We start from the raw sequence: 23103 nt of genomic DNA, 5'->3' as shown, positions 1-23103 counted from the left end.
AGGTGGGACAATGCTTGGGTGGACCCTTGGAGCATGGTTGGTAGTCGTAGTCATCCCTGCCATTTTGACGGCGATTCCAATCGTGCAACTTATCAGAGAAAACAAAGCATCAAAGAGAGATGAGCACTATTTCAAACACTACAATTCGGAAGAAGGTGAATTGCGATGAACTTAGCATTAATCGTTCCAATCGTTATTTATTTTCTATTGATGGTCGGTATCGGGGTCTATTCTTTCCGCTTTACGAAAACGAAAGAAGGTTTCCATATTGCCGGAAGACAATTAGGTAGTTGGGTATCAGCAATCAGCTATGCCTTTTCAGGAATGAGCGCTTGGGTCCTGATCGGGTATGTAGGACTCGTATATGCACTCGGACCTTCCGTATTTTACATTTTAATCGGGTTCAACTTGGGTTTCCTTTTCGCTTATGTCGTTATTGCTAAAAGAGTACGTAATTACTCTCAACTACTTGATTCTGTTACATATACAGACTTCTTTGTGAAGAGAGTGCGCGGCAATCCACATATGATCCGTATTATTGCCGCTCTTTCTATCGTAATCTTCATGTCCGCTTACACTGCAGCCCAGTTAGCTGCTGCTGGTAAAACATTAGAGACAGCTTTTGGATTCACCCCTATTACAGCAATCATTATATCTGGAATTGTCGTCACAGCTTATTGTTTGTTCGGTGGACTCATGGGAGTCTCTTTGACCGACTACTTCCAAGGCCTTGGAGTAGTAATTGGAACAGTCATTCTCGGAATCTTCATGGTATCTTTTGCTGGAGGTTGGGGAGAAGTCGTCAGCCAAGCAGCTGAGATCAGTCCGACAATGGTATCGGCCAACATGGGTGCTACAGGTTCAGCATTACTTGGTGCAATTTTAGGTTTCTTAGCTTTAGGCTTGAACGTAATCGGTCGACCGCATGACACGATTCGCTTTTTCGCTTTGAAAAGTTCTGCTGAGGTTAAAAAATCAGCTGCTATCTGTTTAGCAGCCTTAACGATCACTTATTGGGGAGCATTCCTTGTTGGATATGCTGGAAGAATCATCTTCCCAGAAGTTGCCGACCCGGAAATGATTTTCCCGATGGCACTGACTGAACTAGTCCACCCGATCTTCGGTGGAATTTTGTTAGCAATCTTTCTTGGACTTCTCATGTCTACCGCTGACTCACAATTACTATCAGCTTCTTCAACTTTAACAGAGGATATTTATTCGAAATATTTCAATCGTTCTCTGACAGAAAAACAGAACGTCATGATCACTCGTATCGTCGTCATCATCATCGGAATCATATCTACCATTGTAGCTGTGACGACACCCGAGTCCGTATTCTGGCTCACTGTCTACGCTTCCGCTGGACTTGCAGCGACCTTTGCACCGGTGTTGATTTTGTCACTTTATTGGAAAGGGCTCACGAACGCAGGAGCAATGGCAGGAATGCTTGCAGGTTTATTAGCAGTAGTGATCTGGTACCAGGCAGGTTTGAGTAGTATTGTCGTTGAAGGAGTACCAGGATTCGTAGCTTCCTTCTTTTTCGCAATAGTCGTAAGTTTGTTTACGAGTCAACCACATAAACAAGAAATCAGCCGAGAATTAGAAAAAGTAGCATATGTATGGAAATAATAATATTCGAGGAAAGCAGTCGCACGAGAGCGGCTGCTTTTTTGATGCGTTGCTAGCTTATTACGGATAAACGATTACAATTCAGCATATTTTTAACAATTATTAAGGAATAATATTTCCTTACATTTTCTTCTATTAAATTCAATACTATTAAAATAGCAACATTTCTTTCATCTATTATCCATTTCATGTAACATGTTTTCTATATAGTTGCAAAATCAGTCGACATTTTGCACTAATTTATGTAAATTTTGATGTTTTTTGTTTAAAAATTATCAACTCTACAAAACTAAATTAATAGGAGAGATTTCAGCATGGCTTGGTATTTAACATACATGATCGTCTATTTTTCGTTCATGTTCGCAATGGGATTCTATTATTTCACTAAGGTAAAGACGTACGACAATTACCTAATCGGTTCATGGAACATGGGTTTCTGGTCAATTGTTGGTACGATTGTTAGTACATGGTGTGGCGCAGCCGTATTCATCGGTTGGGTTGGCATGGGTTTCACCGTTGGGCTTTCAGGATTTTTCAAATTCGCCCTACCAGGAATTATTTTCTGTTTAATTCTTATTCTATTATTCGCAGCGCCTTTAAGAAGACAACGCTTATACACGCTCGCTGATTTATTCGGTGAACGATTCGGTGGTAGAACTGGGATAATTCCTTCGATTCTATCAGCTATTATTTACTCTGTACCGACACTTGCACTACAAATCGTTGGTATGTCTACTATTTTTAACATCGCGCTTGGTATGGACTTCAGTACTGGAATCTTTCTATCATTCGTTCTCATTTTAGGATTCACTATATTAGGAGGTTTGCCAGCTACTATTATTACTGATGCCATCCAATCAGTAGTAGTTGTCATTGGTATCGTCATTCTATTCGTAGCCAGTGTCATGTACGCAGATGGCTTCGGAGCTATTTTGGAAAATACTCCTACTGAATATCTGAGCCCAGTTGGTCCTTTCGGGGCAGGAGAAGTGTTATTATATGCACTTTCCGTCGGGCCATTCTATATGATTTGGCAGTCGACTTGGCAACGTATCTTCGCTTCAAAAAGTGAAAAGGTTGCAAAAAGTGCGGGAACAACCGGCTTCTTGATTGCCGGAGCGATATCAATTTTACCATTCACGATCGGGGTCATAGCTAGACAATATGTCCCTCTTGATATGGATCCAGACCTACTATTCTCATATGTAACAGCTGAACTATTACCGCCAGCAGTCGGTGGTATCGTACTAGTCGGTTTACTTGCTGCGCTTATGACAGGTGCGAACTCATTCATTCTACAAGGTAGTTCGAACCTAACTCGTGACCTATACCAGCGTTTGATGAAACCAGGGGCAACCGATAAACAATTGATGTTCACTTCTAGGTTGACCGTTGTAATCATTTCAGTTCTCGGTCTGATTGTGGCCTACGGATTAACCGACATTGCATCAACCTACCGATGGGCACTCAGACTGTCAGCAACCGTATTACTTTTCCCATTCCTAGCAATCATGTTCTGGAAACGGGTAACTAAAATCGGGGCACTTGGAAGTATGTTTATTGCATTAATAGGAACCCTGCTGTGGCCATGGTTGAACATTCCGATTAACCATACCATTTTCGGATTCCTACTATCTATTTCAAGTTTGATCATCATCAGTTTATTGACACAACACGATAAGACGGAACAAATTCGCGCTGTATTTTGGAAAGATTTGAACTCTGCGAAATTTGAACCCCAACAAAAAGGAGACTAACAATGACTGAAGCAGACTTATTGATCACAAATGCGAATATTTTAACGCTTGATGAAAAAAATACAATCGCGCAGTCTGTTGCTATAAAAGACGGAAAAATTATTGGGTGCTGGCTTGAGTCAGCTCCCTCCCTTTCTGCACAAGAAACAATCGATCTTAACGGAAAAACATTAATTCCAGGATTTATTGATACGCATAACCACTTATTAATGTACGCACAGTTCCGAAAGCAGGCTGATTGTAGCACCCCACCAAACGAATCTATTGCAGATATTTTGGAACGGGTTAAAGAACAAGCCGAAGTTACTGATGAAAAAGAATGGATTCTCGGACGGGGTTACGACAATACTTTATTAAAAGAAAATCGTCACCCTACTCGCGAAGAACTGGACTCAGTCGTATCGGATCGCCCAGTCTTTTTAAGACATATCAGTGTCCATTTCGGTGTCGCCAATTCAAAGGCGCTGGAGATAGCTGGAATCGATCAAAACACAAAAGATCCTAAAGGTGGACACCTTGGTAGGTATGAGAACAGGCAACTAGATGGGGTCTTTCATGAATTGCCAGCACTAGAACTCATTCAAAAGCATATACCGACTCCGACTACTGATGAACTTGCAGAATATATTGGTGAGGCGACAGAGGATTATTTGGTTGAGGGGATTACCACTTCTTCAGATGCTGGAGTTGGTTTGGATTATGGTGCAAAGGAATTCGACGCACACATCCAATCACTTAAAAAAGGTGTCAACCCTTTGCATATGAGGTTCTTGGTTCTTCATCACCTACTAGGGAAAAATGGACGTTTTGAAGAATATTCAGCTTCACAACTCGATGAACTTATCAGAAATGAAACTAACGGGCGAGCACGCCTGGACAGTGCAAAAATGTTTCAGGACGGCTCTATACAAGGACTAACTGGAGCTCTACGCGAACCTTATTATAGTGATGAGAACTTATACGGCGAGCTCCTTCATGATCAGGAAGACTTCAACCAAGAAATATTCGATCTTCACTCTAGGGGCTTTAGAATAGCGACCCATGGGAACGGTGACCGCGCAATCGGTTCCATTATCGAAGCTTATAAAAATGCTTTAGAAAAACAACCGAAGAAGAATCACCAACACCGAATTGAACATTTACAAACGGCAAGCGAACAAGACTTAGATACTATGAAAGAACAAGGCATCATCGCCTCTTTCTTCATTAATCATGTATTCTATTGGGGTGACAGGCACAAGAATATCTTTCTTGGACCAGAGCGTACAGCACGATTGAATCCATTGAAAGATGCCGTTGATAGAAACCTATTATTTACTTTACACTCGGATTGCCCGATTACACCTATTTCCCCACTATTCAGCATTTGGGCTGCCGTCAACCGACAATCGAGAAATGGTGAAGTATTAGGTGAGGAGCAACAGATCACACCGCTTCAATCCTTAAGATCAATGACCATTGATGGGGCCCGGTTGAATTTTGAGGAAGATGAAGTTGGAAGCATCGAGGTTGGCAAGCGAGCAGACTTCGCAGTGCTGAGTGATGACCCTACAACCATCGATCCGATGAAAATCAAGGATATTGAAGTATTGAAAACCATAATTGATGGAAAAGTTGTTTTTGAAAAGTAATATATTCTTTAAGATAAAGTGTTGATTAAAAAACCACAAGAAAAAAAGGAAGCCGACTCATTAGAGTTGGCTTCCTTTTTAATCTAATTGGCTACATGAATTTCGCACGATCAGCTTGTGAGGGATCGTAATTCTTTTAGGAAGAACTTTTTCTTCCCCTAAAATTTCGAATAAGCATTCCGCCGCTTCATATCCTAACTGAAATATATTGATATCGACTGACGTCAATGATGGAGTTGCTAACTCAGAAAATATTACGTTATTAAAGCTTACAATAGAAATATCTCCAGGAACATCCAGCCCCATTTCATCTAAGCGACTAGCAATACCGAAAGCCATGACATCATCCGAAACAACCAATCCAGTTGGTGGTTGTTCAAGGTTCATGAGCTCTTGAATCGCGTCACGTCCACCTTCTTGCAAGAATTCGTGGTGAACTATATAGTCGTCCACCATGTCTATGCCCTGACTCATCAATGCCTTCTCATAGCCCGCAATACGTTCGATCGTAACGACAAGCTCCATCCCACCACCAACAAAGGCGACTTTTTCATGACCTAACTCAAGTAAATGCGACGTAGCATCAAAAGCGGCTTTTTTATTATCATTATCGACGAAAGTGATTTCTTCTTCATGTTCATAAGGCTTACCAATGACGGTAAAAGGAAATTTTTTCTCCAATAAATAGTCCATCATCTGATCGTCCACTGCAGAGTATAAGAGAATCAACCCATCGACCCTTCTACCTCGGACAATGTCGCAAACTCCCTCGAAGATTTCCTCTTGAGAATCACCAGTGGTCATATATAGCCCGTATTTTTTCTCATGGGATTTCGTACTGATCCCACGAATAACTTCTGGGAAAAACGGGTTTTGGAATACATTTTCAGCCGAACTTGGCATCACTAAACCAATTGTCTGCGTACTCTTACTGACGAGACTTCTTGCTGTATAATTCGGATGATACCCAAGTTCATCCATTGCTTTCCTCACGATATCTTTTGTTTTGCTACTAATTCTTGGATTATTCGCAATAACTCTGGAAACCGTAGAGGGTGCAACCTTCGCTAGTTTAGCTACATCTTTTATTGTTGGTGTCATGAGAAATACTCCTTGATCTTGAGAAAGACTTGGCTTATCGCCAAGTCCTAATGGCGATAGCCTTTGTTTTTCACATACTTTAAACCTTTAACAAAGTTAAACATTCTTAAAGGATAAGAAAAGCGCAAGCGCTCTCTTATCAATTTTTCAATTGAGAACTTATTGATTAGGAAGAGCGCTCAAGCTAAACAATTATGTGCCAAACTTTTATACTATCTTACCTATTAAAAAGATTTGAAGGTTCAACCCCGAAGGTTCTTACCTTATCTTTCAATTTCGATTCAATTGCTTGATCGTTAAAACTAATATCCAAATCAGAGTCTTCAGAATGAACGACGAACTCAACGAGTTCCCAAGTAGGTTGAAAAGCATCTTTTATAATATGGGATTGAATATCTAGCTTTCCATTTTCCTTACGAATCACAAGTTCACATTCAAAAAACTTACCATCATTATACTCGAAAGTACGCCCATCATCTTCATACAACTTATACGATGAAGAATCCTGACCTGGGTAAACATGAACGGTCAAATTCTTAGACGGTTTAGCAGTTGATGAAGTAGCATCTAACTCAGGAATAACCGCACCTTGCTTGATGAAGATCGGCAATTGGTCCAATTCAGCATGGATGATATGTTTTCGAGAGCCTTCAAATGTCTCATCAGTCCAGTAGTCATACCATGTTCCTTCTGGTAGGTAAACCAAACGATCCTTGATTCCTGGACGTAAAATCGGTGCCACTAACACACTTTCTCCAATCATGAATTGGTCGAAAAGCTTATACGTTTCCTGATCGGATGGATATTCCATATACATCGGTCTCATCACCGGGACACCAGTTTCACTAGCATCTTTGAACAATTTATACATGTGTTGCATCCATCTGTAACGAAGTTTGATATATTTACTTATTATCTTCTCATATTTTTCACCAAATGCCCACGGTTCTTGACGAGCAAACCCAAGTGCACTGTGGTTTCTAAAATAAGGTGTGAAGACCCCGAGTTGTGTCCACCTTGCAAGGAGCTCTCCATTGGAGTCGTGAGCAAACCCACCGATATCAGCGCCTGAAAATGGAACTCCAGATGCGCCAAGGTTCAGGCACATCGGAATGGCCATCTCTAGATGTTCCCAAAAACTCCGATTATCACCCGTCCACACTGCCGCATAACGTTGAATTCCTGAATAGCCTGCCCGTGTTAACAAGAAGGGACGATTGCCATCTAACTGGTTCACTAGACCTTCATATGTACCTTGCGCCATCAAATTCCCATAAACATTATGAACTTCTATGTGCAAACGGTTCTTCTTGTCACCACGATGCATCACATCAGTATCCATTGTTTTCGTTTCATTGAAAACAGCAGGCTCATTCATGTCATTCCATATTCCTTCAATGCCAAGATTCGTATAAAATTGGTGTTTGTCTCCCCACCATTTTCTCGCTTCGGGATTTAGAAAGTCCGGAAAAGCACTTTTTCCTGGCCAAACATCTCCAAAAAAGATATTTCCCTCTAAATATTTACAAAATAGACCTTTCTGAACGCCTTCTTGGTAAATCGAGTACTGAGCATCAGCTTTCACACCAGGATCAACAATCGGTACGACTCTTACACCTTGCTCATCAAGCGACCGGATCAATTCTTTAGCTTGAGGAAAACGATCTTCATCAAAAGTGAAAACACGATATCCTTCCATATAGTGAATATCGAAATGAACAGCATCAAGTGGGATATCTTTTTCCTTGAAATTTCTTACCAGCTCTTCAACTTCTTCTTTTGATTCATAGCTATAACGAGATTGGTGATATCCAATTGCCCATTTAGGTGGTAATGGCATTCTTCCAGTCAACGAAGTATACTGCTCAACGACTTTCTTAGGAGTTGGACCTGCAAGAATATAATAATCTAGTTGACCACCTTCCGAGTGAAAGGAATACTTACCTAACTGTTCAACCTCCATATCGAAAGTCGTCCGATATGTATTGTCAAAAAATATTCCACTTGCCAACCCTCTTCTTAAAGTCATAAAGAAAGGAATCGACTGATATAAAGGGTCTGTTTCAGGGTTATGAGGAGCATAAACATCACTATTCCACATCGTTAGTTTTTCCCCACGCTTATCTAGAAAGCCTGATTTTTCACCGAAACCGAAATAGTGATCTTCTTCATTCGCATCTTTGTAACAAATGACACCCTCTTTTTTGCCAACAGCCATTCCATCGTCCGTTTCTGATACTAATAAATTTCCTTTCATATCAAACGCACTTACTCGGAATGGGTGCTTTGAAATGGTCAGTTTCATATAATCTGTCGATGCTTCAACCTTTTCTGGGCTATCGTCAATATGTACTTTTATATTTTCTGGCGCCTGATCAACGGCGAAGCTCTCCTCAAGAAGTGGTTCCTCTTGAGGATTCATGATGATTCGAACAATATCATTCTTATAAAACAGGACTGATATATAGCCTTGTTGGCACTTGAATGATAGCTTTTGATCGCTGATGTCAGTCGAGAGAACATCACCAATATCGTAAAAGCCTTGTACGTTGTTTTCTGGATCATTTCCTGGATGGATTGCAAAGCTCGTATCTTCCATGTCTTCACCTACTTTTGTTAGTCGTTTGTTTGTTTTTTTACCCTTTAGTTCCTCCAGATGTTAAACCGGAAATCAAGTAACGCTGCAGAGATAAGAATAAGATGGAGATCGGTATCGCAATCAGAACAGCTCCTGCTGCGAATTTAGTGAACTCCGCACCGAAGTTGTTAGCTACCATATCGTAAAGTCCTACTGCTAACGTATAATTACTTTCACTTCTCAAAATTACTCTTGCGAGAATGAAGTCGGTAAATGGCGTAATGAATGCGAACAACGCTATAACCGACAAGATCGGTTTAACTAATGGCAATATGATACTCCAGAAAATCTTGAAGTGACCTGCGCCATCCATTTTCGCTGATTCATCCAATTCTTTAGGAATTGTTTCAAAATAACCTTTTGCTAACCAGGTATTCATCGGTAACAATCCACCAACATAAATCAAAATCAGTGCGATGTGTGTATCGATTAGTCCTGAAACAACAGCCAATACATAGATCGCGATCAATGCTGCAAAGTTGGGGATCATTTGTAAGATTAAGAACGTCATCAATCCATACTTTCTACCAACGAATCGATAACGCGAGAACGCATATGCCATGAAAGCGATCATGGCAACGGTGATAATCATGGTTAAGAAACAAATCTTCAACGTGTTCCAATACCAAATCAAATAATCACTTTTTTCTGGATCGAATAACTCTTTGTAATGCTTGAACGTTGCATCCTCAGGAAACATACTCGAGCCAGATAAACTGTTCCCTGGATTCAATGAAGAGCCGAAGACCCATAGTACAGGATAAAGAATAACGACCATCACCATGAAGATAACGAAATATGTTATTGTCAGTCTGATCCACTTACTCGTTTTCATATCCATTTACATCATATCCTCTTCTTGAAAAGCTTTAGTTCTTCTGAATTGCCAAATCGCAACAGTGATAACGATCAACGAAAGAATCATTGTGATAGCTGCAGCCTTTCCATATTGTGACTGCTGCAACGTCAATTTGTATATCCACGAAATCAAAATATCAGTTCCGCCAGCATTTTGCCCTGGAACAGCAGGGCCACCTCCATTAAATAAGAAGATGACATTGAAGTTATTGAAATTGAATGTATATTGCGTAATCATGATTGGCGCAGTTGCATACATAACAATCGGGAACGTAATCTGTTTGAATTTCTGCCACATGGAAGCGCCATCGATTGTTGCTGCTTCAAACAAATCATTCGGAATCGATTGAAGTACACCTGTCACCATTACAAATATGAATGGGAACCCTAACCAAGACTGAATCATGATCAATGCGAATTTCGTCCAAAAAGGATCAGTCAACCAAGGAATAGGATCCATTCCTAAAAAGGCTAGTATGTCTGTGTTGATTGCACCGAATGTATTATTGAACATTCCTGCAAACACCAAAATAGAAACGAACGCTGGAACCGCCCAAGGTAAAATAAAAATAGTACGAATTGTCTTTTTGAACCTTAGCTCTTTCTGATTTACAAGAACAGCTAAGAATATCCCTACAGCTATTTGCAAAGTAGTTGCTAGGAAAGTCCATACAATCGTCCAAGAAAATACATTTAAAAATGTATTACGCCATATATCCAACTGGAAAAGCTCGATATAGTTTTTAAAGCCAACCCAGTCGACCAGGTTCGCTGGAGGCGAATTATTCGCGCTATAGTTCGTAAACGATAATAGAATGACAAATAAGATCGGAAAAATAACTACGAATATTAATAACAGAAAACCTGGAGTAATCATTAAATAAGGAAAGCCAGAATCAACCAAATTGTGATATTGCTTTGATACAGACTGAATTTCTGTACCTTCGTCCCGACGTTTACCATTTCTGTAAGCATCCAATAGATTCAAAGCATAAATACCTAACCCTACAACAGTCACCAATAAAGCGATGATACCTTGGACCATCAAAAAGATTGAATGGTCTTCCATCGGAATTGTACCTAAAGTGATCAAACCCCAGTAACCGATGTTCAGTAGGTCATAAAACACTGCAAGGAATGAGGCCCCCAGAATGAGAAAAAAGAAGCCTTTTATGTATTGTTTGTTATAAAATTGTCCAGCGCCAGGAAAGATTGATAAATACAGCGCTACTTTGCGATGATTCGTTTTCACTTCATTTCCTTCCATCGGGTAACTTCCTTTCTGAACACCTAAAAGATTATGTATAAATGATCAGCAGTGCATAAGCATTTAAGCTCGTGCACTGCCAATCTTTTTATTGACTATTATTGATTGGTTTCAATGTTTGTTTTGATTGTATCTACCGCTTCATTTAAAGCTTCTTCAGGAGTTTGTTCTCCTGTTGCAATCAACTGTAATGCACCTGCCATCGGTTCCCAAACGTGACCCATTTCAGGAATGTTCGGCATTGGTACGCCACGCTCTGATTGAATCGCAACTGCTTTTGATACTGGATCATCTGCAATTACAGGATCCTCAATCAATGATTGAACTGGAGGGATTTCCCCTACTGCTTCGAAACGAGCTTTAGAGTTTTCTTTGTTTGCAATGAATTTGATGAACTCAGTAGCCCATTCTTTATTTTCAGAATAACCACTTACGTTCCATGATTTTACCCCCACAAATGTCTGAGGATATTCACCATTCGGAAGTTTAGGCATTGGTGCTGCACCGTAATCGATTCCAGCATCACGAAGACCTTGAACTGCCCATGGTCCATCCATAGTTGCTGCCACCTGGCCGTCTTCCATTAAACCTGTCTTCGTAGAACCACCACTTTCACCGATGATTCCTTCAGGGAATAAACCTTCTTCGTACCACTTTTGGATGTATTCTCCACCCTCGATGGCACCTTCAGTATTTAACCCTAGTGACATTGGATCCATTGTTCCATCGTTTTCTTCAAATACATATCCGCCATAGCCGGCTAAAATGGAATGAGCGAAATAATAGTTATCGAACAGTGCTAGAAAAGCGTACTTCCCATCACCATTGAATTCCTGAGACATTTCGTATAGCTCTTCCATTGATTCAGGGGCTTCTTCCATATGTTCTTTATTGTAAATTAACACTGGAGTTTCAGTCGCTTTAGGAATACCATAAGTTTCACCTTCAAACGTCACTGCTTGGACTGAAGAATCAGTATAAATTCCAAGTGTTTCGTCATCAACGCTGATTGGATCAACCAAACCTTCTTTTGCCATTTGCCCAATTTGGTCATGAGGTAGAGTCAATACATCTGGGCCAGTTCCTGCAGGGCCATCAAGACGTAATTGTTCTTTTTGTTTTGTAGCCATTTCTAATTCAGATACTTCGATTTCGATTCCATGCTCTTCTTCAAAAGCAGCAATCGCATCTTCAATACCGACAGATTTTTCCTCGTCCGCCCAAACCACTAATTTTTCAGGTTTTTCAGCTGAGATTCCGTCACTTGATTCTTCCCCACTATCATCAGATGTTTCTTCAGAATTCTCACTTTCTTCCGTGTCTTCTGTATCGTTCGACTCTGAATCATCAGAAGATTCACGGTCAGGTCCACATGCTGCTAAAACTAACACCATGGACATAATGATACCTAACAGAAGTAACATACGCTTGTTCAACATTTCTTTTCCCCCTTGATTTTAATTAAGTGCGTTCGCTCATTGATTATTGCTTGGTTATGTAAATTGCGCAACCGTTTGCACAAATTACAAAAAATAAATAACGCCTTGTTCAAGAAGTTACGTTCCAATTTCTTCAATGAAAGCGTTTGCACTAATTATTCTTATTAAATCATTTACAAGCAACTTATGCAATATGATTTTTCAAAAAATTCAATCCTATAAATCGGCTGAACTTCCGCAAGCACCATCAACACTGGCCCGAAACATCTTATTGAATTATCAAAAAAATTATGGCATGATGATACGAAGTGAAAACGGTTGCACAAAATTAATTAACTTGGAGGTAGTATTATGCTTAAAGAAGCGATTCATCATCGCCCGAAAGATAATTATTCCTATGCTTATGATAAAGACACCCTGCACATCCAGCTTCGAGCCAAAAAAGGTGATTTGAACGAAGTTACTTTGATTCACGGAGATCCTTTCGAATACTACGAAGATAAACCCGTGCTTCACCATTCAGAAATGCGCATTATTCGCCATGACGAGTTCTTTGACTATTGGTTTATTGCAATTGAACCGATCAGGTATCGGACACACTATCTTTTTTCCTTGAAAGATCATCATAACGAACAAGTATATTTTGCAGAAAAAGGGTTTCTTCAAGAAATTCCTTATGACATTCCGACAGCTTACTTCAAATTTCCTTTCTTGAATGCGGTAGATGTGTTCCAAGCCCCGGAATGGGTTAAAAACACCGTATGGTATCAAATTTTCCCTGAACGTTTCAATAATGGAGATGAAAAATTGAACCCTCCTGGAACCCTAGCATGGGGAAGTACAGAACCAGAGTATGACAACTTTTTTGGTGGTGACTTTGAAGGAGTCATCCAGAAGCTAGATTACCTGAAGGAATTAGGAATCAACGGAATCTACTTCACTCCTATTTTCAAAGCAACAACGAACCACAAGTATGACACGATGGACTATTTCGAGATCGACCCTCAGTTCGGAGATAAAGAAACATTCAAGCGCCTGGTAAAAGAATGTCATAATCGCGACATCAAGGTGATGTTGGACGCCGTATTTAATCATAGCGGTTATTATTTCGAACCGTTCCAAGATGTCGTTGAACATGGTCAGAACTCTAAATATGTCGAATGGTTTTACATCAACGAATTTCCACTTAAAACAGAACCAATCCCGAATTACGATACCTTTGCTTATGAGCCGAAAATGCCAAAACTTAATACAGAACACCTTGAGCTGAAACGTTATTTATTAGATGTTGCAAGATATTGGGTGGAAGAGTTCGATATTGATGGATGGAGGTTAGATGTAGCCAATGAAGTTGATCACCAATTCTGGAGGGAGTTCCGTCAAGAAGTCAAGCAAGTTAAAGAAGATGTTTATATTCTAGGAGAGATTTGGCACGACTCGATGCCTTGGCTGAGAGGAGACCAATTTGATGCAGTCATGAACTATCCGTTCACCGAAGCTTCTCTAGATTTTTTCGCAAGAGGAAACATGAACTTAGGACAATTCAAAAACCAAATCAATCATGTGATGGCCTCCTACCCTCAGAACGTCAACGAAGTAGCCTTTAATTTGTTAGGAAGCCACGACACCCCTCGCCTGTTGACGAGGTGTAATGACGATGTTCAATCAGCCAAACAACTGATGCTCTTTCAGTTGACGTTTGTCGGAACGCCTTGTGTTTACTATGGAGATGAGATTGGTATGACAGGCGGCCAAGACCCTGGTTGCAGAAAATGTATGGAATGGGATGAATCGAAGCAGGACCTTGATTTATTTCACTTTGTACAGAACTTGATTCAATTACGAAAAGACGAGAAATCTTTGCATCCTGCTAGTAAATTTAGATTTCTAACCTTGGAAGCACAACCAAGAATAGTCTCATACGAACGTTCAACTGAAGACGAATCGATCATTGTTGTCATAAACCCAGACGATGATGAAAAAGTGGTTGAACTTCCTTATTCTCACTCAGATATTTTGATAAGTGAAGGCTGCCAAATCAATGAAAAACGTTTAACTTTAGGTGGAAAAGGATTTACAATAATTAAGGAAACTTTCTAAAATATTCTCAATTTCGGCAAAAAATCTAGTATGATAAAAGGTACAATATTTTTTCAAAAGGAGAACTAGTATGCTGACCGTACAATATTCGGGCAATATGAAATCTTTATTTACAAAAGAACACAGAAACCAATTGCAACAGATCCATCAAAATATATATGAGAAAAAAGGTGAAGGCTCAGACTTTTTAGGCTGGGTGGATGCTCCTTCTAAAACGAATGAGGAGCTAGTTAACCAGTTGATAGAAACTGCTGAAACAATCAGAAAGCAATCACAGGTACTAATAGTGATCGGGATCGGAGGCTCCTATCTCGGGGCACGTGCAGTGATTGAAGCGATGAACCCCTATTTTCAAAAAAATGATGTAGAGGTATTGTTCGCTGGACATCAAGTGAGTGGGGCCTATTTAAAAGAATTGATCGAGTATATCGATGACAAAGATGTGTCTTTGAATGTTATCTCGAAATCAGGCACAACGACCGAACCAGCCATGGCTTTCCGCTTCTTGCAAAAATACATGGAAGAGCGTTACGGAGATGAAGCATCTTCTCGCATTTTTGCTACAACGGATGCTGAAAAAGGCGCCTTATTGAAAGTCGCTGAAGAAAAAGGTTACAAACGTTTCGTCGTACCGGATGACATTGGTGGTAGATATTCTGTTTTCACTCCGGTCGGCCTTCTTCCGATCGCAGTCGCAGGTTATGATATCAAAACATTATTAGCCGGTGCTAAGGATGCTGAAAAAGAGTTAGAAGAAACGTTACTTGAAGACAATCCCGCTATCCAATACGCTACCATCCGTCATTCAATGTATGAAGACGGTCTGACCAACGAAGTGTTCGCTTCGTTCGAGCCGAAGCTTCATTACATCCAAGAATGGTGGAAACAATTATTCGGGGAAAGCGAAGGTAAAGATGGTAAAGGCATCTTCCCTGTTTCCGTGACGTACACGACCGATTTACACTCACTTGGACAATACATCCAAGATGGAAAACGGAACTTGTTTGAAACATTTTTGATGGTAGATCAAGTGGATGAAGACTTGAATTTAATTTCTTCTGAGACAGATGAAGATCAGCTGAATTATATTGCAGGGCTTTCTTTACACGAATTCAATGAGGTCGCTTACAAAGGAACATCAGAAGCTCATCTATCAGGTGGAGTACCACAAGTGACAATTCGCCTACCGAAAATCGATGAATATAACATAGGGTATTTATTATATTTCTATATGTTGACCTGTGCCTACAGTGGTTATTTGCTTGGCGTTAATCCTTTTGACCAGCCAGGTGTAGAAGCTTATAAGACGAACATTTTCAAACTGTTGAAAAAACCAGGTTACTAGGAAAGTACAAGTGACCTGTTAATCAACATACCCATCGAAAACCAACTTAACACAGTAAAAGCGCGTGAACTCTAACCAAGAGCCACGCGCTTTTTTATTCCGGCAAAACTAATAATGCCGCACCTAAAATTCCAGCTTCATTACCGAATGAAGCTAATTCGATATCTAAATCATTCAATAGCAGTGGTTTCACTTGATTCATCAAGTCATCCATCCAATAGGAAGCTGACTCTGACACACCGCCACCAATGATTACAGCATCCATATCGAGTGCTGCCTGTAGTGTACTGATAATCACTGCTAGGTCAAAAGTGAACTCTTTTACAACTTTTGCTGCTTGTGGGTCCTCACTTGCTTTAGGGAATAATTCAAACGGACTCAATTCGAGACCCGCTTCTTTAATCCGACGTTGGATCGCTGTGCCAGACACGTATTGCTCATAGCAACCATTACGCCCGCAAGAACATTTCTGTCCATTCGGGTAAAGGATCATATGACCGATTTCACCGGTGCCACCATTCGGCCCGCCGGATAAGATTTCATCATCAATGATAATTCCGCCACCAAGCCCAGTGCCTAACGTCAGACATACCATCCGTTCATACCCTCTACCTGAACCGAACTTCGCTTCAGCAAGCGCCGCACAGTTGGCATCATTTTCGACTTCAACACGTAAGTTCGTTGCCTTCTCCAATTGCTTTTTCACTTCAGTGCCTGTCCAACCAGGTAGCGTTTCTGACATATATATGATTTTGCCGTTCTTTGCGTCGACGAACCCTGCTGTACCAATCCCAATCGCTTCAATTTCAGGGTAACTTTCAATTAAACGCATGACGTGGTGTTCTAACAATTCATAAAGTGGAAAAGTAGTTTCCACTCGCTCATCTACATAAACCTTCCCTTTCTCATCGACGATCCCGAAACGAATTTTCGTACCGCCAATATCCACTCCTAGTACTTTCATCATTTCAACCCCTAGATTTATTGTGAGAAAAACTTGGCTTCTCACCAAATCCTAATGGTGAAAGCCTTAGTTTTTCACATACTTTTGTCCTTTAACAAAGTTAAACATTCTTAAAGTAATAAAAAACAACTGCTTCATATGGTCTTAATTCGAATACTTCGTCTCCATCTCCCGCCCCTTGATAATTCGAATGAATTACATCTCCTTCAGGTCGTTGGAACTTATGATGTGAATCGCTGAAATTACAGTAAACAGTCATTTTCTCATCTATAATTAACCGTTCGTACGCAAATACTTCAGAATGATCACGATGCAACAATTCGAACGTTCCATTTTTTATAAGACTATAATTTTTTCTAAGCTTGATCAGTTCCTGATAATGCTTGAACACAGAATAAGGATCCGTCCGTTCTTTTTCCGTGTTAACATCATGATAATTCGGATTCATTTTTAACCAAGGAGTTCCTGTGGTAAAACCTCCATGCGGTGCATCTGACCACTGCACAGGAGTTCTCGCGTTATCTCTTCCCTTTACGTGGATCGACTGCATGATAGACTCCTCAGAAATCCCCTCAGCCCTTTTCTCTTCATACATGTTCAATGTCTCTATATCTTGATAGTCATCAATATGGTCGAATGTGACATTGGTCATTCCAAGTTCTTCTCCCTGATAAATATAAGGCGTTCCCTGTAAAAAATGCAAGCATGTCCCTAACATCATCGCTGACTCCTTGCGGTATTTCCCGTCATCTCCGAACCTGGATACGACGCGAGGCTGGTCGTGATTATTCCAATAAAGACTATTCCAACCACAACCGTGAAGTGCATGTTGCCATTTTTCTAGATTTTCTTTCAGATCTATTAAATCCAACTTCTTAAAATCCCACTTCTCATGTGAATGTTGATCCAAATCCATATGCTCGAAAGTGAAGATCATATCGAGCTCATGATTATCAGGGTTCGTATAAACTTGCGCATCTTCAGGTGTCGCTCCTGGCATCTCGCCAACCGTCATACAATCATAATGCTGCAAAACTTCTTCATGCATTTCTCGTAAAAATTCATGTACCCTCGGCCCGTTCATGAAATAGCGGCTACCATCTCCATCCGGTCCGTCTGGAAGTGTCGGATCTTTTGATATGAAATTGATGACGTCCATACGGAAACCGTCAATCCCTTTATTCAACCACCAACGCATCATTTCGTATATCTTTTCTCGAACAACTGGATTCTCCCAGTTCAGATCCGGCTGTTTTTTTGAAAAAATATGTAGATAATACTGATCTCGCTCTTCACTATATTCCCAAGCAGGACCACCAAATACAGAATTCCAGTTATTCGGCTGATCGCGCCAGAAATAATGATCAGGATACTTCTTGAACCATTCATGCTCGTCCGATGTATGATTGACGACGAGGTCCATGATCAACTTCATTCCTCGAGCATGTACTTCGCTTAATAGTAGATCAAAATCCTCCATTGTCCCGAACTCTTCCATGATTTCGTAATAGTTCCTTATGTCATAACCATTATCATCATTCGGTGAATCATAAACTGGACTTAACCAAATGATATCAATCCCTAACTCATTCAGATAATCCAGCTTTTCAATGATTCCTTGAAGGTCTCCGATTCCATCTCCATCAGAGTCATTGAAACTACGAGGATAAATCTGATAAATTACCGAGTCTTTCCACCATTCACTCATCAAAAATTCCTTCCTATCACATTAAAGTTTCTATTAGTATAACAATAGTTGATTTGATTTGGCACCTCCTCTTAAAAAGTTGTAGAATACAAGATAATAGTTTTGGAAATTATACTGAGCGGTAAAGGGAGCGATAACATGGCTTACGATGTAATAATCATCGGCGCTGGTTCGATGGGGATGTCCGCGAGTTACTATCTAGCAAAACGGGGAGCTCGCGTATTAATGATTGACCGGTACGATCCACCACATTCTGAAGGGGCCCATCATGGAGACACACGCCTCATCAGACATGCGTATGGCGAAGGTTCAAGCTACGTTCCAATGGCTTTACGTGCACAAGAATTATGGGAAGAACTAAACGAAATTTCCGACAAAAATATTTTTCACAAAACTGGTGTGTTGAATGTTGGAACAGAGAATTCTTCTTTCCTCAAAAATGTCGCACAGAGTGCCGAGAGTTATAATTTACGATTGGAAAAACTGACACATTCCCAAGTGAACGATCGTTGGCCGGGATTCGCTCTACACGAAAACTTGATGGGTTATTTTGAACCGGATTCTGGCGTGTTGATGAGTGAAAATATCATCGAATCTTATAAAAAGTTGGCGATGGAATACGAAATCGACTACTTACCAAATACTGAAGTGCAATCGATTTGTTCAGATGAAGAAGGCATTCGAATAACATTCAATGATATGGAAGTTAACGCATCTAAGTTGATTATTTCTGCTGGGAAAGGCACTAATAAAGTTCTTTCACTTCTAAACGAACAACTCCCGTTAACGACGGTTCGCAAAACGTTTTCTTGGTTTGAAACAAACGAAGCGATTTACCAATCTAGCGAATTCCCAGGATGGGCTTACGATAATGGAAACCAGACGTATTATGGCTTCCCTAGCATTGAAGGCAAAGGTCTGAAGATTGGGAGACATGACAAAGGTGAAGTGGTTGAAGATGCTGACAATTTGGAGGAGTTCGGTACTTTCGAATCCGACCAGGATGATGTAGAAACCATACAAAGTCATTTATTGTCACAAAGCCACGAGCTTACAGAAGGAAAGGTGTGTACCTATACGAACACACCTGATGGAGATTTCATTATCGATCACTTACCAGGGCGAGAAAATATCATTGTAGCATGCGGCTTTTCCGGCCACGGATTCAAGTTCTCAAGTGTGATCGGAGAAATTTTAAGCGAAATCGTATTAGATGAGAAGACAAAGCTCGATATTGTTCCATTCAGAATCGATCGGTTCGAATAAAATAATGGCGCAATAAATAACAATATTGGCACAATATCTCTTAATTCACTTCTAATTCAAGTAGAAAAGACATCTTTTTTAAAAAATGAAGCTAATAATGACGCAATAAACTAATCTACTCGCTCACCTTGCACGATCAATCGATGCGAATTCGATCCATATGGATGACACGTCACAAGAGTGGTTAAATCTTTGCTGGGTTGAATTTCGAGCGCTCCTGTTTGATTCGGCAAAATAACATCCGTCCGGTAGACTCGGTAAGTCATTTTCCCATTTACGCTATGGATGTGGATCTCATCTCCCACTCTTAGGCGGTCCAAATGCTGAAACATCTCTTTTGTCGCCATGCCACGGTGGCCGGCCAAAACTGAATGCGTACTATCACCACCGACTGGCATAGAGGAACCCGGAACGAGTCCAATCCCGTTCGCCAAAGACCAGCGGCTAGAATCCAAGTAAATAGGCAAATTCAGGTTCAGTCGTGGGATTTCTATATATGAATAAGCATTTGTGGCACTATCATCATTTCCATTCTCTTCGCTCGGACTAGTTGCCATCTGCTCCACACCGTCAGAATCGGTGAAATCAATATCCGTAAGCTCAACTCCTAACCTTCCACGGGCAGACAATTCATCGTTATAACGCTCTGCTACTTCGAATCGCTCCACCTTTTCTTTGTCAGAAAGTTCGGTCCACGATTCCTGTAATTCGAACACTTTTGCTTCAGCAACTTCCTCATTGACCAATCGCGCAATATAAGGATAAGTCAGAAGAACAAGCCCCACCGAAAATATCAGGATAATAGGTAAATTTCTTTTCATATTATTCACCCACATTCTTTCTGATTCGTCTGCGGTAAAAATAGACACTTCCTACTGAACCGACTACGAAAGTTCCGCCCATTACATACCAGAAATAATCGTTCTCTTCTTCTATCTGACTCAATCCCTCGGGCGCTTCCATCACCCATTCCTCATCATTGACCATAGGATCGTGTGGTATACGATGACCTCTGACCAAAAGGCGGTGTGTATTGAGCATGTAAGGGTCACAGGTAATCAAGGTGACATAGTCCTGATCTTTTTCATAAATCAACCAGTCAACTTCGTGAGGCTCAACAATTTGAATATCATCGATTTGATAGGCTAATGTTTCTCCAAGCGTCTTGATAAAAAATTTATCCTCCATCTCCAATTCATCCAATTCCCTGAAAAGCTTAGCACTCGGTAACCCCCGGTGCCCTGTCAGGACAGAGTGATTACCCTCTCCACCGACCGGAAGAGAAGTATTTGATAGGTGCCCTACTCCTCTTTGCAGCACTTCATCACTCGCCCCGTGGTAGATTGGTAGTTTTACGTCTATTTCTGGGATTTCAAGGCTTCCCATAGATTCACCCAAATTTAATACGGAAAAATAACTTTGATAGTTTTCCTCCTCGTAGTCCTCTGCAAATGGATCTAGAATTGGATCGGATAAACTTCCAACTTCCCGGTTATACTCCTCAGCCTGAATCCTTTCCTCGTTAATGATATTTTCATCGAGTGATTCTATAACTTTTTCATCATTTTCGATAATTTCGTAATGAGATTGAGTGGCTAACCAATTTCCGATGATTGGATAGAAAAAAACACCTAGGCCTATGATGAATATCAGACTTAATACCATTTTGAATTTCATCCTATCCAACCTCCTCAAATAGTGTATGTATAAAGAAAGAGAGCCGAAGCCCTCCTTCTTTCATTCAGTTAAGCCATTTGATTTCTTCTTCTAAGATAAAGACCTAGAGCAAGAACCATCAGAGCTAGACCGATTGCTGTGAAGATCGAAGTACCGATACCGCCAGTTGCAGGAAGTTCCCAGTCACTTTCTGAGTTAAAGACATTCATCTCTACATCTACACCATCAGCTCCATCGCCTTCTCCGACAATAATTTCAATCGGTTGTGTCAGTAAGCGATAGCCATCTGGAGCTTCTACTTCATGAAGGTAGTAAGTTCCATAATCTAAGCGATCCCAATTGAAGACACCATTTACACCTGAGTGAACTCCATCGACGTCGTTCCCTTCAGAGTCTTTTAGCTGGAATTTAGCTCCATCTAATGGGTTAGCTGTTTCTGGATCATCATCTTTTGCGAATTTCGTTACTTGGATCGATCCGATTGTTGGAGTGACGGTTGTAATGTCAGACTCAACGTCACCATCAACTTCATATTCATTTTCAAATTCCAATTCACCTTTGTTTTCAATGGCCCCTTCAGCATCGTTCATGATGGATGCATCAAAGCTAATGATTAATTCGCTTTTTCCTGATAAAGCTGAGAAATCTGTCGCACTCCAGCTTAGTAAATTATTCGTGTTATCAAAGCTTAGTGCACTTTCAACGTCCACACCATCTGCTTCTACAAAATTAACACCTTCAAAGTGAAGCATTGGGTCTAACTGGTCTGAAATGACAAAGGAATTATAGGATCCGATATCTCCCGGCAAATCAATGTGAAGTGTATATGTGAAATTCTCCTCTCTATTGATTTCTAAAGAGTCACCGCCATTCACTTGCTTATCAATCTCAGGGATTTTGTAGTTTGTAACCCAAACTGGATCAACTTCACCACTAGATTCAACACTGAAAGAGTGCATTGTTTCTCCAGTTCCGACATAACCATTTGCTGGTTCTAACTCAATGAAATAATAATCCCCATACATCAATTCATCCACATGAATTTTTCCGTAGGCATCAGTCATCAGTTCGCCGTTGATCAACTGATCTTCTCCATCATCAACAACTTTATAAAGGGCGAATTTCACACCTTCTAATGCACTTTCGTATCTATCCATCTTAAACAAGTTGACTGAACCTCTGATCACATCATTTTTAGGAAAAATATGAACATCGTAGTTCAGTTCGGTTCCTTCTTCATTAGTCATAGGGATATCCACATAGTAGGTATCCTCATTAAGGTTCACAAAGTCAGGACCATCCGTCTCTTCTACCATATATCGCCCTAATGGAAGGTTACCGAAAAGCGCAACTCCCGTAGAGTCTGTTATAACTTCAATAGGTGCCCCTGGATCCTCACTCCATTCATCTGTGAAAGGGTTAAAAGAATGGGTTCTGGTTATTTTGAACGTGACACCCTCCAAAGGTTCTGCATCTGAAGGTACAAACTGTTCGACCTCCCCATTTCCTTCAACACCATCATCCATTTCATCAGCTTCCAAAGAATATTTATGAATCATCAAGCTTCCGGTTTCCCTCTGGTACACATTGTCATTATCAACTGCACTCAATGCTCCAACAGGTACTAGCAAACTGAAAATCAACGCTAGAATCATCGACACGGAAAACCATTTTTTATTCATTATCTTCCCTCCCAATTTTTTAATAAGTTTTGGCTTCGTGT

General features: G+C 40.5%; 17 protein-coding genes. 7 read left to right on the top strand and 10 right to left on the bottom strand.

Annotated elements, in window-relative coordinates:
• Positions 1 to 10 precede the first annotated feature (10 nt).
• From CEY16_RS15215 to CEY16_RS08295, 4 genes are all read left to right on the top strand, one after another.
• Entirely contained in the window at positions 11 to 169 is a 159-nt protein-coding gene (locus CEY16_RS15215) for a hypothetical protein (protein ID WP_162297900.1), read from the top strand.
• The gene (locus CEY16_RS08305) at positions 166 to 1629 is read left to right on the top strand and encodes a sodium/proline symporter (RefSeq protein WP_101331525.1); all 1464 of its coding nucleotides are present in this window, start codon (positions 166 to 168) and stop codon (positions 1627 to 1629) included. Before CEY16_RS15215 ends, CEY16_RS08305 begins: the two co-directional genes overlap by 4 nt.
• Positions 1630 to 1943: 314 nt before the next feature.
• The gene (locus tag CEY16_RS08300; RefSeq protein WP_101331524.1) at positions 1944 to 3386 is read left to right on the top strand and encodes a sodium:solute symporter family protein; all 1443 of its coding nucleotides are present in this window, start codon (positions 1944 to 1946) and stop codon (positions 3384 to 3386) included.
• Between the two features lie 2 nt (positions 3387 to 3388).
• Positions 3389 to 5017 (top strand): amidohydrolase, encoded by a 1629-nt coding sequence (locus CEY16_RS08295; RefSeq protein WP_101331523.1) that lies wholly within the window; start codon positions 3389 to 3391, stop codon positions 5015 to 5017.
• 78 nt (positions 5018 to 5095) lie between these two features.
• Here CEY16_RS08295 and CEY16_RS08290 read toward each other — a convergent pair whose 3' ends face one another.
• The 5 genes from CEY16_RS08290 to CEY16_RS08270 form a co-directional block, all read right to left on the bottom strand.
• Positions 5096 to 6118: a LacI family DNA-binding transcriptional regulator gene (locus tag CEY16_RS08290; RefSeq protein WP_101331522.1), complete on the bottom strand. Its 1023-nt coding sequence runs from the start codon at positions 6116 to 6118 to the stop codon at positions 5096 to 5098.
• 217 nt (positions 6119 to 6335) lie between these two features.
• The gene (locus tag CEY16_RS08285; protein ID WP_101331521.1) at positions 6336 to 8717 is read right to left on the bottom strand and encodes a glycoside hydrolase family 31 protein; all 2382 of its coding nucleotides are present in this window, start codon (positions 8715 to 8717) and stop codon (positions 6336 to 6338) included.
• A 37-nt stretch (positions 8718 to 8754) separates the two neighbouring features.
• The gene (locus tag CEY16_RS08280) at positions 8755 to 9597 is read right to left on the bottom strand and encodes a sugar ABC transporter permease (RefSeq protein WP_101331520.1); all 843 of its coding nucleotides are present in this window, start codon (positions 9595 to 9597) and stop codon (positions 8755 to 8757) included.
• On the bottom strand, positions 9598 to 10881 hold the full coding sequence (locus tag CEY16_RS08275) for a sugar ABC transporter permease (RefSeq protein ID WP_101331519.1): 1284 nt from the start codon (positions 10879 to 10881) through the stop codon (positions 9598 to 9600). It lies immediately after the preceding gene.
• Between the two features lie 98 nt (positions 10882 to 10979).
• Positions 10980 to 12320 carry an extracellular solute-binding protein gene (locus tag CEY16_RS08270; protein ID WP_238378804.1) on the bottom strand — a complete coding sequence of 447 codons (1341 nt, stop codon included), beginning with the start codon at positions 12318 to 12320 and terminating at the stop codon, positions 10980 to 10982.
• Between the two features lie 351 nt (positions 12321 to 12671).
• On the opposite strand from CEY16_RS08270, the gene CEY16_RS08265 reads away from it, so the two are divergent.
• Both CEY16_RS08265 and CEY16_RS08260 read left to right on the top strand, forming a co-directional pair.
• Positions 12672 to 14420 (top strand): glycoside hydrolase family 13 protein, encoded by a 1749-nt coding sequence (locus CEY16_RS08265; protein WP_101331518.1) that lies wholly within the window; start codon positions 12672 to 12674, stop codon positions 14418 to 14420.
• Positions 14421 to 14490: 70 nt separating this feature from the next.
• The gene (locus CEY16_RS08260) at positions 14491 to 15765 is read left to right on the top strand and encodes a glucose-6-phosphate isomerase (protein WP_101331517.1); all 1275 of its coding nucleotides are present in this window, start codon (positions 14491 to 14493) and stop codon (positions 15763 to 15765) included.
• A 94-nt stretch (positions 15766 to 15859) separates the two neighbouring features.
• On the opposite strand, the gene CEY16_RS08255 is transcribed toward CEY16_RS08260, so the two are convergent.
• Positions 15860 to 16729 carry an ROK family protein gene (locus CEY16_RS08255; protein ID WP_338015911.1) on the bottom strand — a complete coding sequence of 290 codons (870 nt, stop codon included), beginning with the start codon at positions 16727 to 16729 and terminating at the stop codon, positions 15860 to 15862.
• 100 nt (positions 16730 to 16829) lie between these two features.
• Positions 16830 to 18437 carry a glycoside hydrolase family 13 protein gene (locus CEY16_RS08250; protein WP_101331515.1) on the bottom strand — a complete coding sequence of 536 codons (1608 nt, stop codon included), beginning with the start codon at positions 18435 to 18437 and terminating at the stop codon, positions 16830 to 16832.
• A 138-nt stretch (positions 18438 to 18575) separates the two neighbouring features.
• Here CEY16_RS08250 and solA point away from each other — a divergent pair, with 138 nt between their 5' ends.
• Positions 18576 to 19703, top strand: a complete 1128-nt coding sequence (solA, locus tag CEY16_RS08245) for an N-methyl-L-tryptophan oxidase (RefSeq protein ID WP_101331514.1) — start codon at positions 18576 to 18578, stop codon at positions 19701 to 19703.
• Between the two features lie 110 nt (positions 19704 to 19813).
• On the opposite strand, the gene CEY16_RS08240 is transcribed toward solA, so the two are convergent.
• The 3 genes from CEY16_RS08240 to CEY16_RS08230 form a co-directional block, all read right to left on the bottom strand.
• Positions 19814 to 20524, bottom strand: coding sequence for a class C sortase (locus CEY16_RS08240; protein WP_162297899.1), 711 nt, complete (start codon positions 20522 to 20524; stop codon positions 19814 to 19816).
• A 1-nt stretch (position 20525) separates the two neighbouring features.
• On the bottom strand, positions 20526 to 21380 hold the full coding sequence (locus CEY16_RS08235) for a class C sortase (protein ID WP_101331513.1): 855 nt from the start codon (positions 21378 to 21380) through the stop codon (positions 20526 to 20528).
• A gap of 68 nt (positions 21381 to 21448) precedes the next feature.
• Entirely contained in the window at positions 21449 to 23062 is a 1614-nt protein-coding gene (locus CEY16_RS08230; protein ID WP_101331512.1) for a SpaH/EbpB family LPXTG-anchored major pilin, read from the bottom strand.
• Between the last annotated feature and the right edge of the window lie 41 nt (positions 23063 to 23103).

The sequence above is a fragment of the Halalkalibacillus sediminis genome (genome assembly GCF_002844535.1).
GTDB lineage: Bacteria > Bacillota > Bacilli > Bacillales > Alkalibacillaceae > Halalkalibacillus_A > Halalkalibacillus_A sediminis.
The sequence above is the reverse complement of the archived record's forward strand: the minus strand, read 5'-3'. Positions and strand labels throughout refer to the sequence as shown.

Bases quoted from the DNA above. Each gene is read 5' to 3' on its own strand.
- CEY16_RS08300 (WP_101331524.1), top strand. From the start codon at position 1,944: ATGGCTTGGTATTTAACATACATGATCGTCTATTTTTCGTTCATGTTC.
- CEY16_RS08230 (WP_101331512.1), bottom strand. From the start codon at position 23,062: ATGAATAAAAAATGGTTTTCCGTGTCGATGATTCTAGCGTTGATTTTC.
- CEY16_RS08240 (WP_162297899.1), bottom strand. From the start codon at position 20,524: ATGAAAAGAAATTTACCTATTATCCTGATATTTTCGGTGGGGCTTGTT.
- CEY16_RS08270 (WP_238378804.1), bottom strand. From the start codon at position 12,320: ATGTTGAACAAGCGTATGTTACTTCTGTTAGGTATCATTATGTCCATG.
- CEY16_RS08285 (WP_101331521.1), bottom strand. From the start codon at position 8,717: ATGGAAGATACGAGCTTTGCAATCCATCCAGGAAATGATCCAGAAAAC.
- CEY16_RS08305 (WP_101331525.1), top strand. From the start codon at position 166: ATGAACTTAGCATTAATCGTTCCAATCGTTATTTATTTTCTATTGATG.
- CEY16_RS08260 (WP_101331517.1), top strand. From the start codon at position 14,491: ATGCTGACCGTACAATATTCGGGCAATATGAAATCTTTATTTACAAAA.
- CEY16_RS08290 (WP_101331522.1), bottom strand. From the start codon at position 6,118: ATGACACCAACAATAAAAGATGTAGCTAAACTAGCGAAGGTTGCACCC.
- CEY16_RS08280 (WP_101331520.1), bottom strand. From the start codon at position 9,597: ATGGATATGAAAACGAGTAAGTGGATCAGACTGACAATAACATATTTC.
- CEY16_RS08275 (WP_101331519.1), bottom strand. From the start codon at position 10,881: ATGGAAGGAAATGAAGTGAAAACGAATCATCGCAAAGTAGCGCTGTAT.
- CEY16_RS15215 (WP_162297900.1), top strand. From the start codon at position 11: ATGCTTGGGTGGACCCTTGGAGCATGGTTGGTAGTCGTAGTCATCCCT.
- CEY16_RS08255 (WP_338015911.1), bottom strand. From the start codon at position 16,729: ATGAAAGTACTAGGAGTGGATATTGGCGGTACGAAAATTCGTTTCGGG.
- CEY16_RS08265 (WP_101331518.1), top strand. From the start codon at position 12,672: ATGCTTAAAGAAGCGATTCATCATCGCCCGAAAGATAATTATTCCTAT.
- CEY16_RS08250 (WP_101331515.1), bottom strand. From the start codon at position 18,437: ATGAGTGAATGGTGGAAAGACTCGGTAATTTATCAGATTTATCCTCGT.
- CEY16_RS08235 (WP_101331513.1), bottom strand. From the start codon at position 21,380: ATGAAATTCAAAATGGTATTAAGTCTGATATTCATCATAGGCCTAGGT.
- CEY16_RS08295 (WP_101331523.1), top strand. From the start codon at position 3,389: ATGACTGAAGCAGACTTATTGATCACAAATGCGAATATTTTAACGCTT.
- solA (WP_101331514.1), top strand. From the start codon at position 18,576: ATGGCTTACGATGTAATAATCATCGGCGCTGGTTCGATGGGGATGTCC.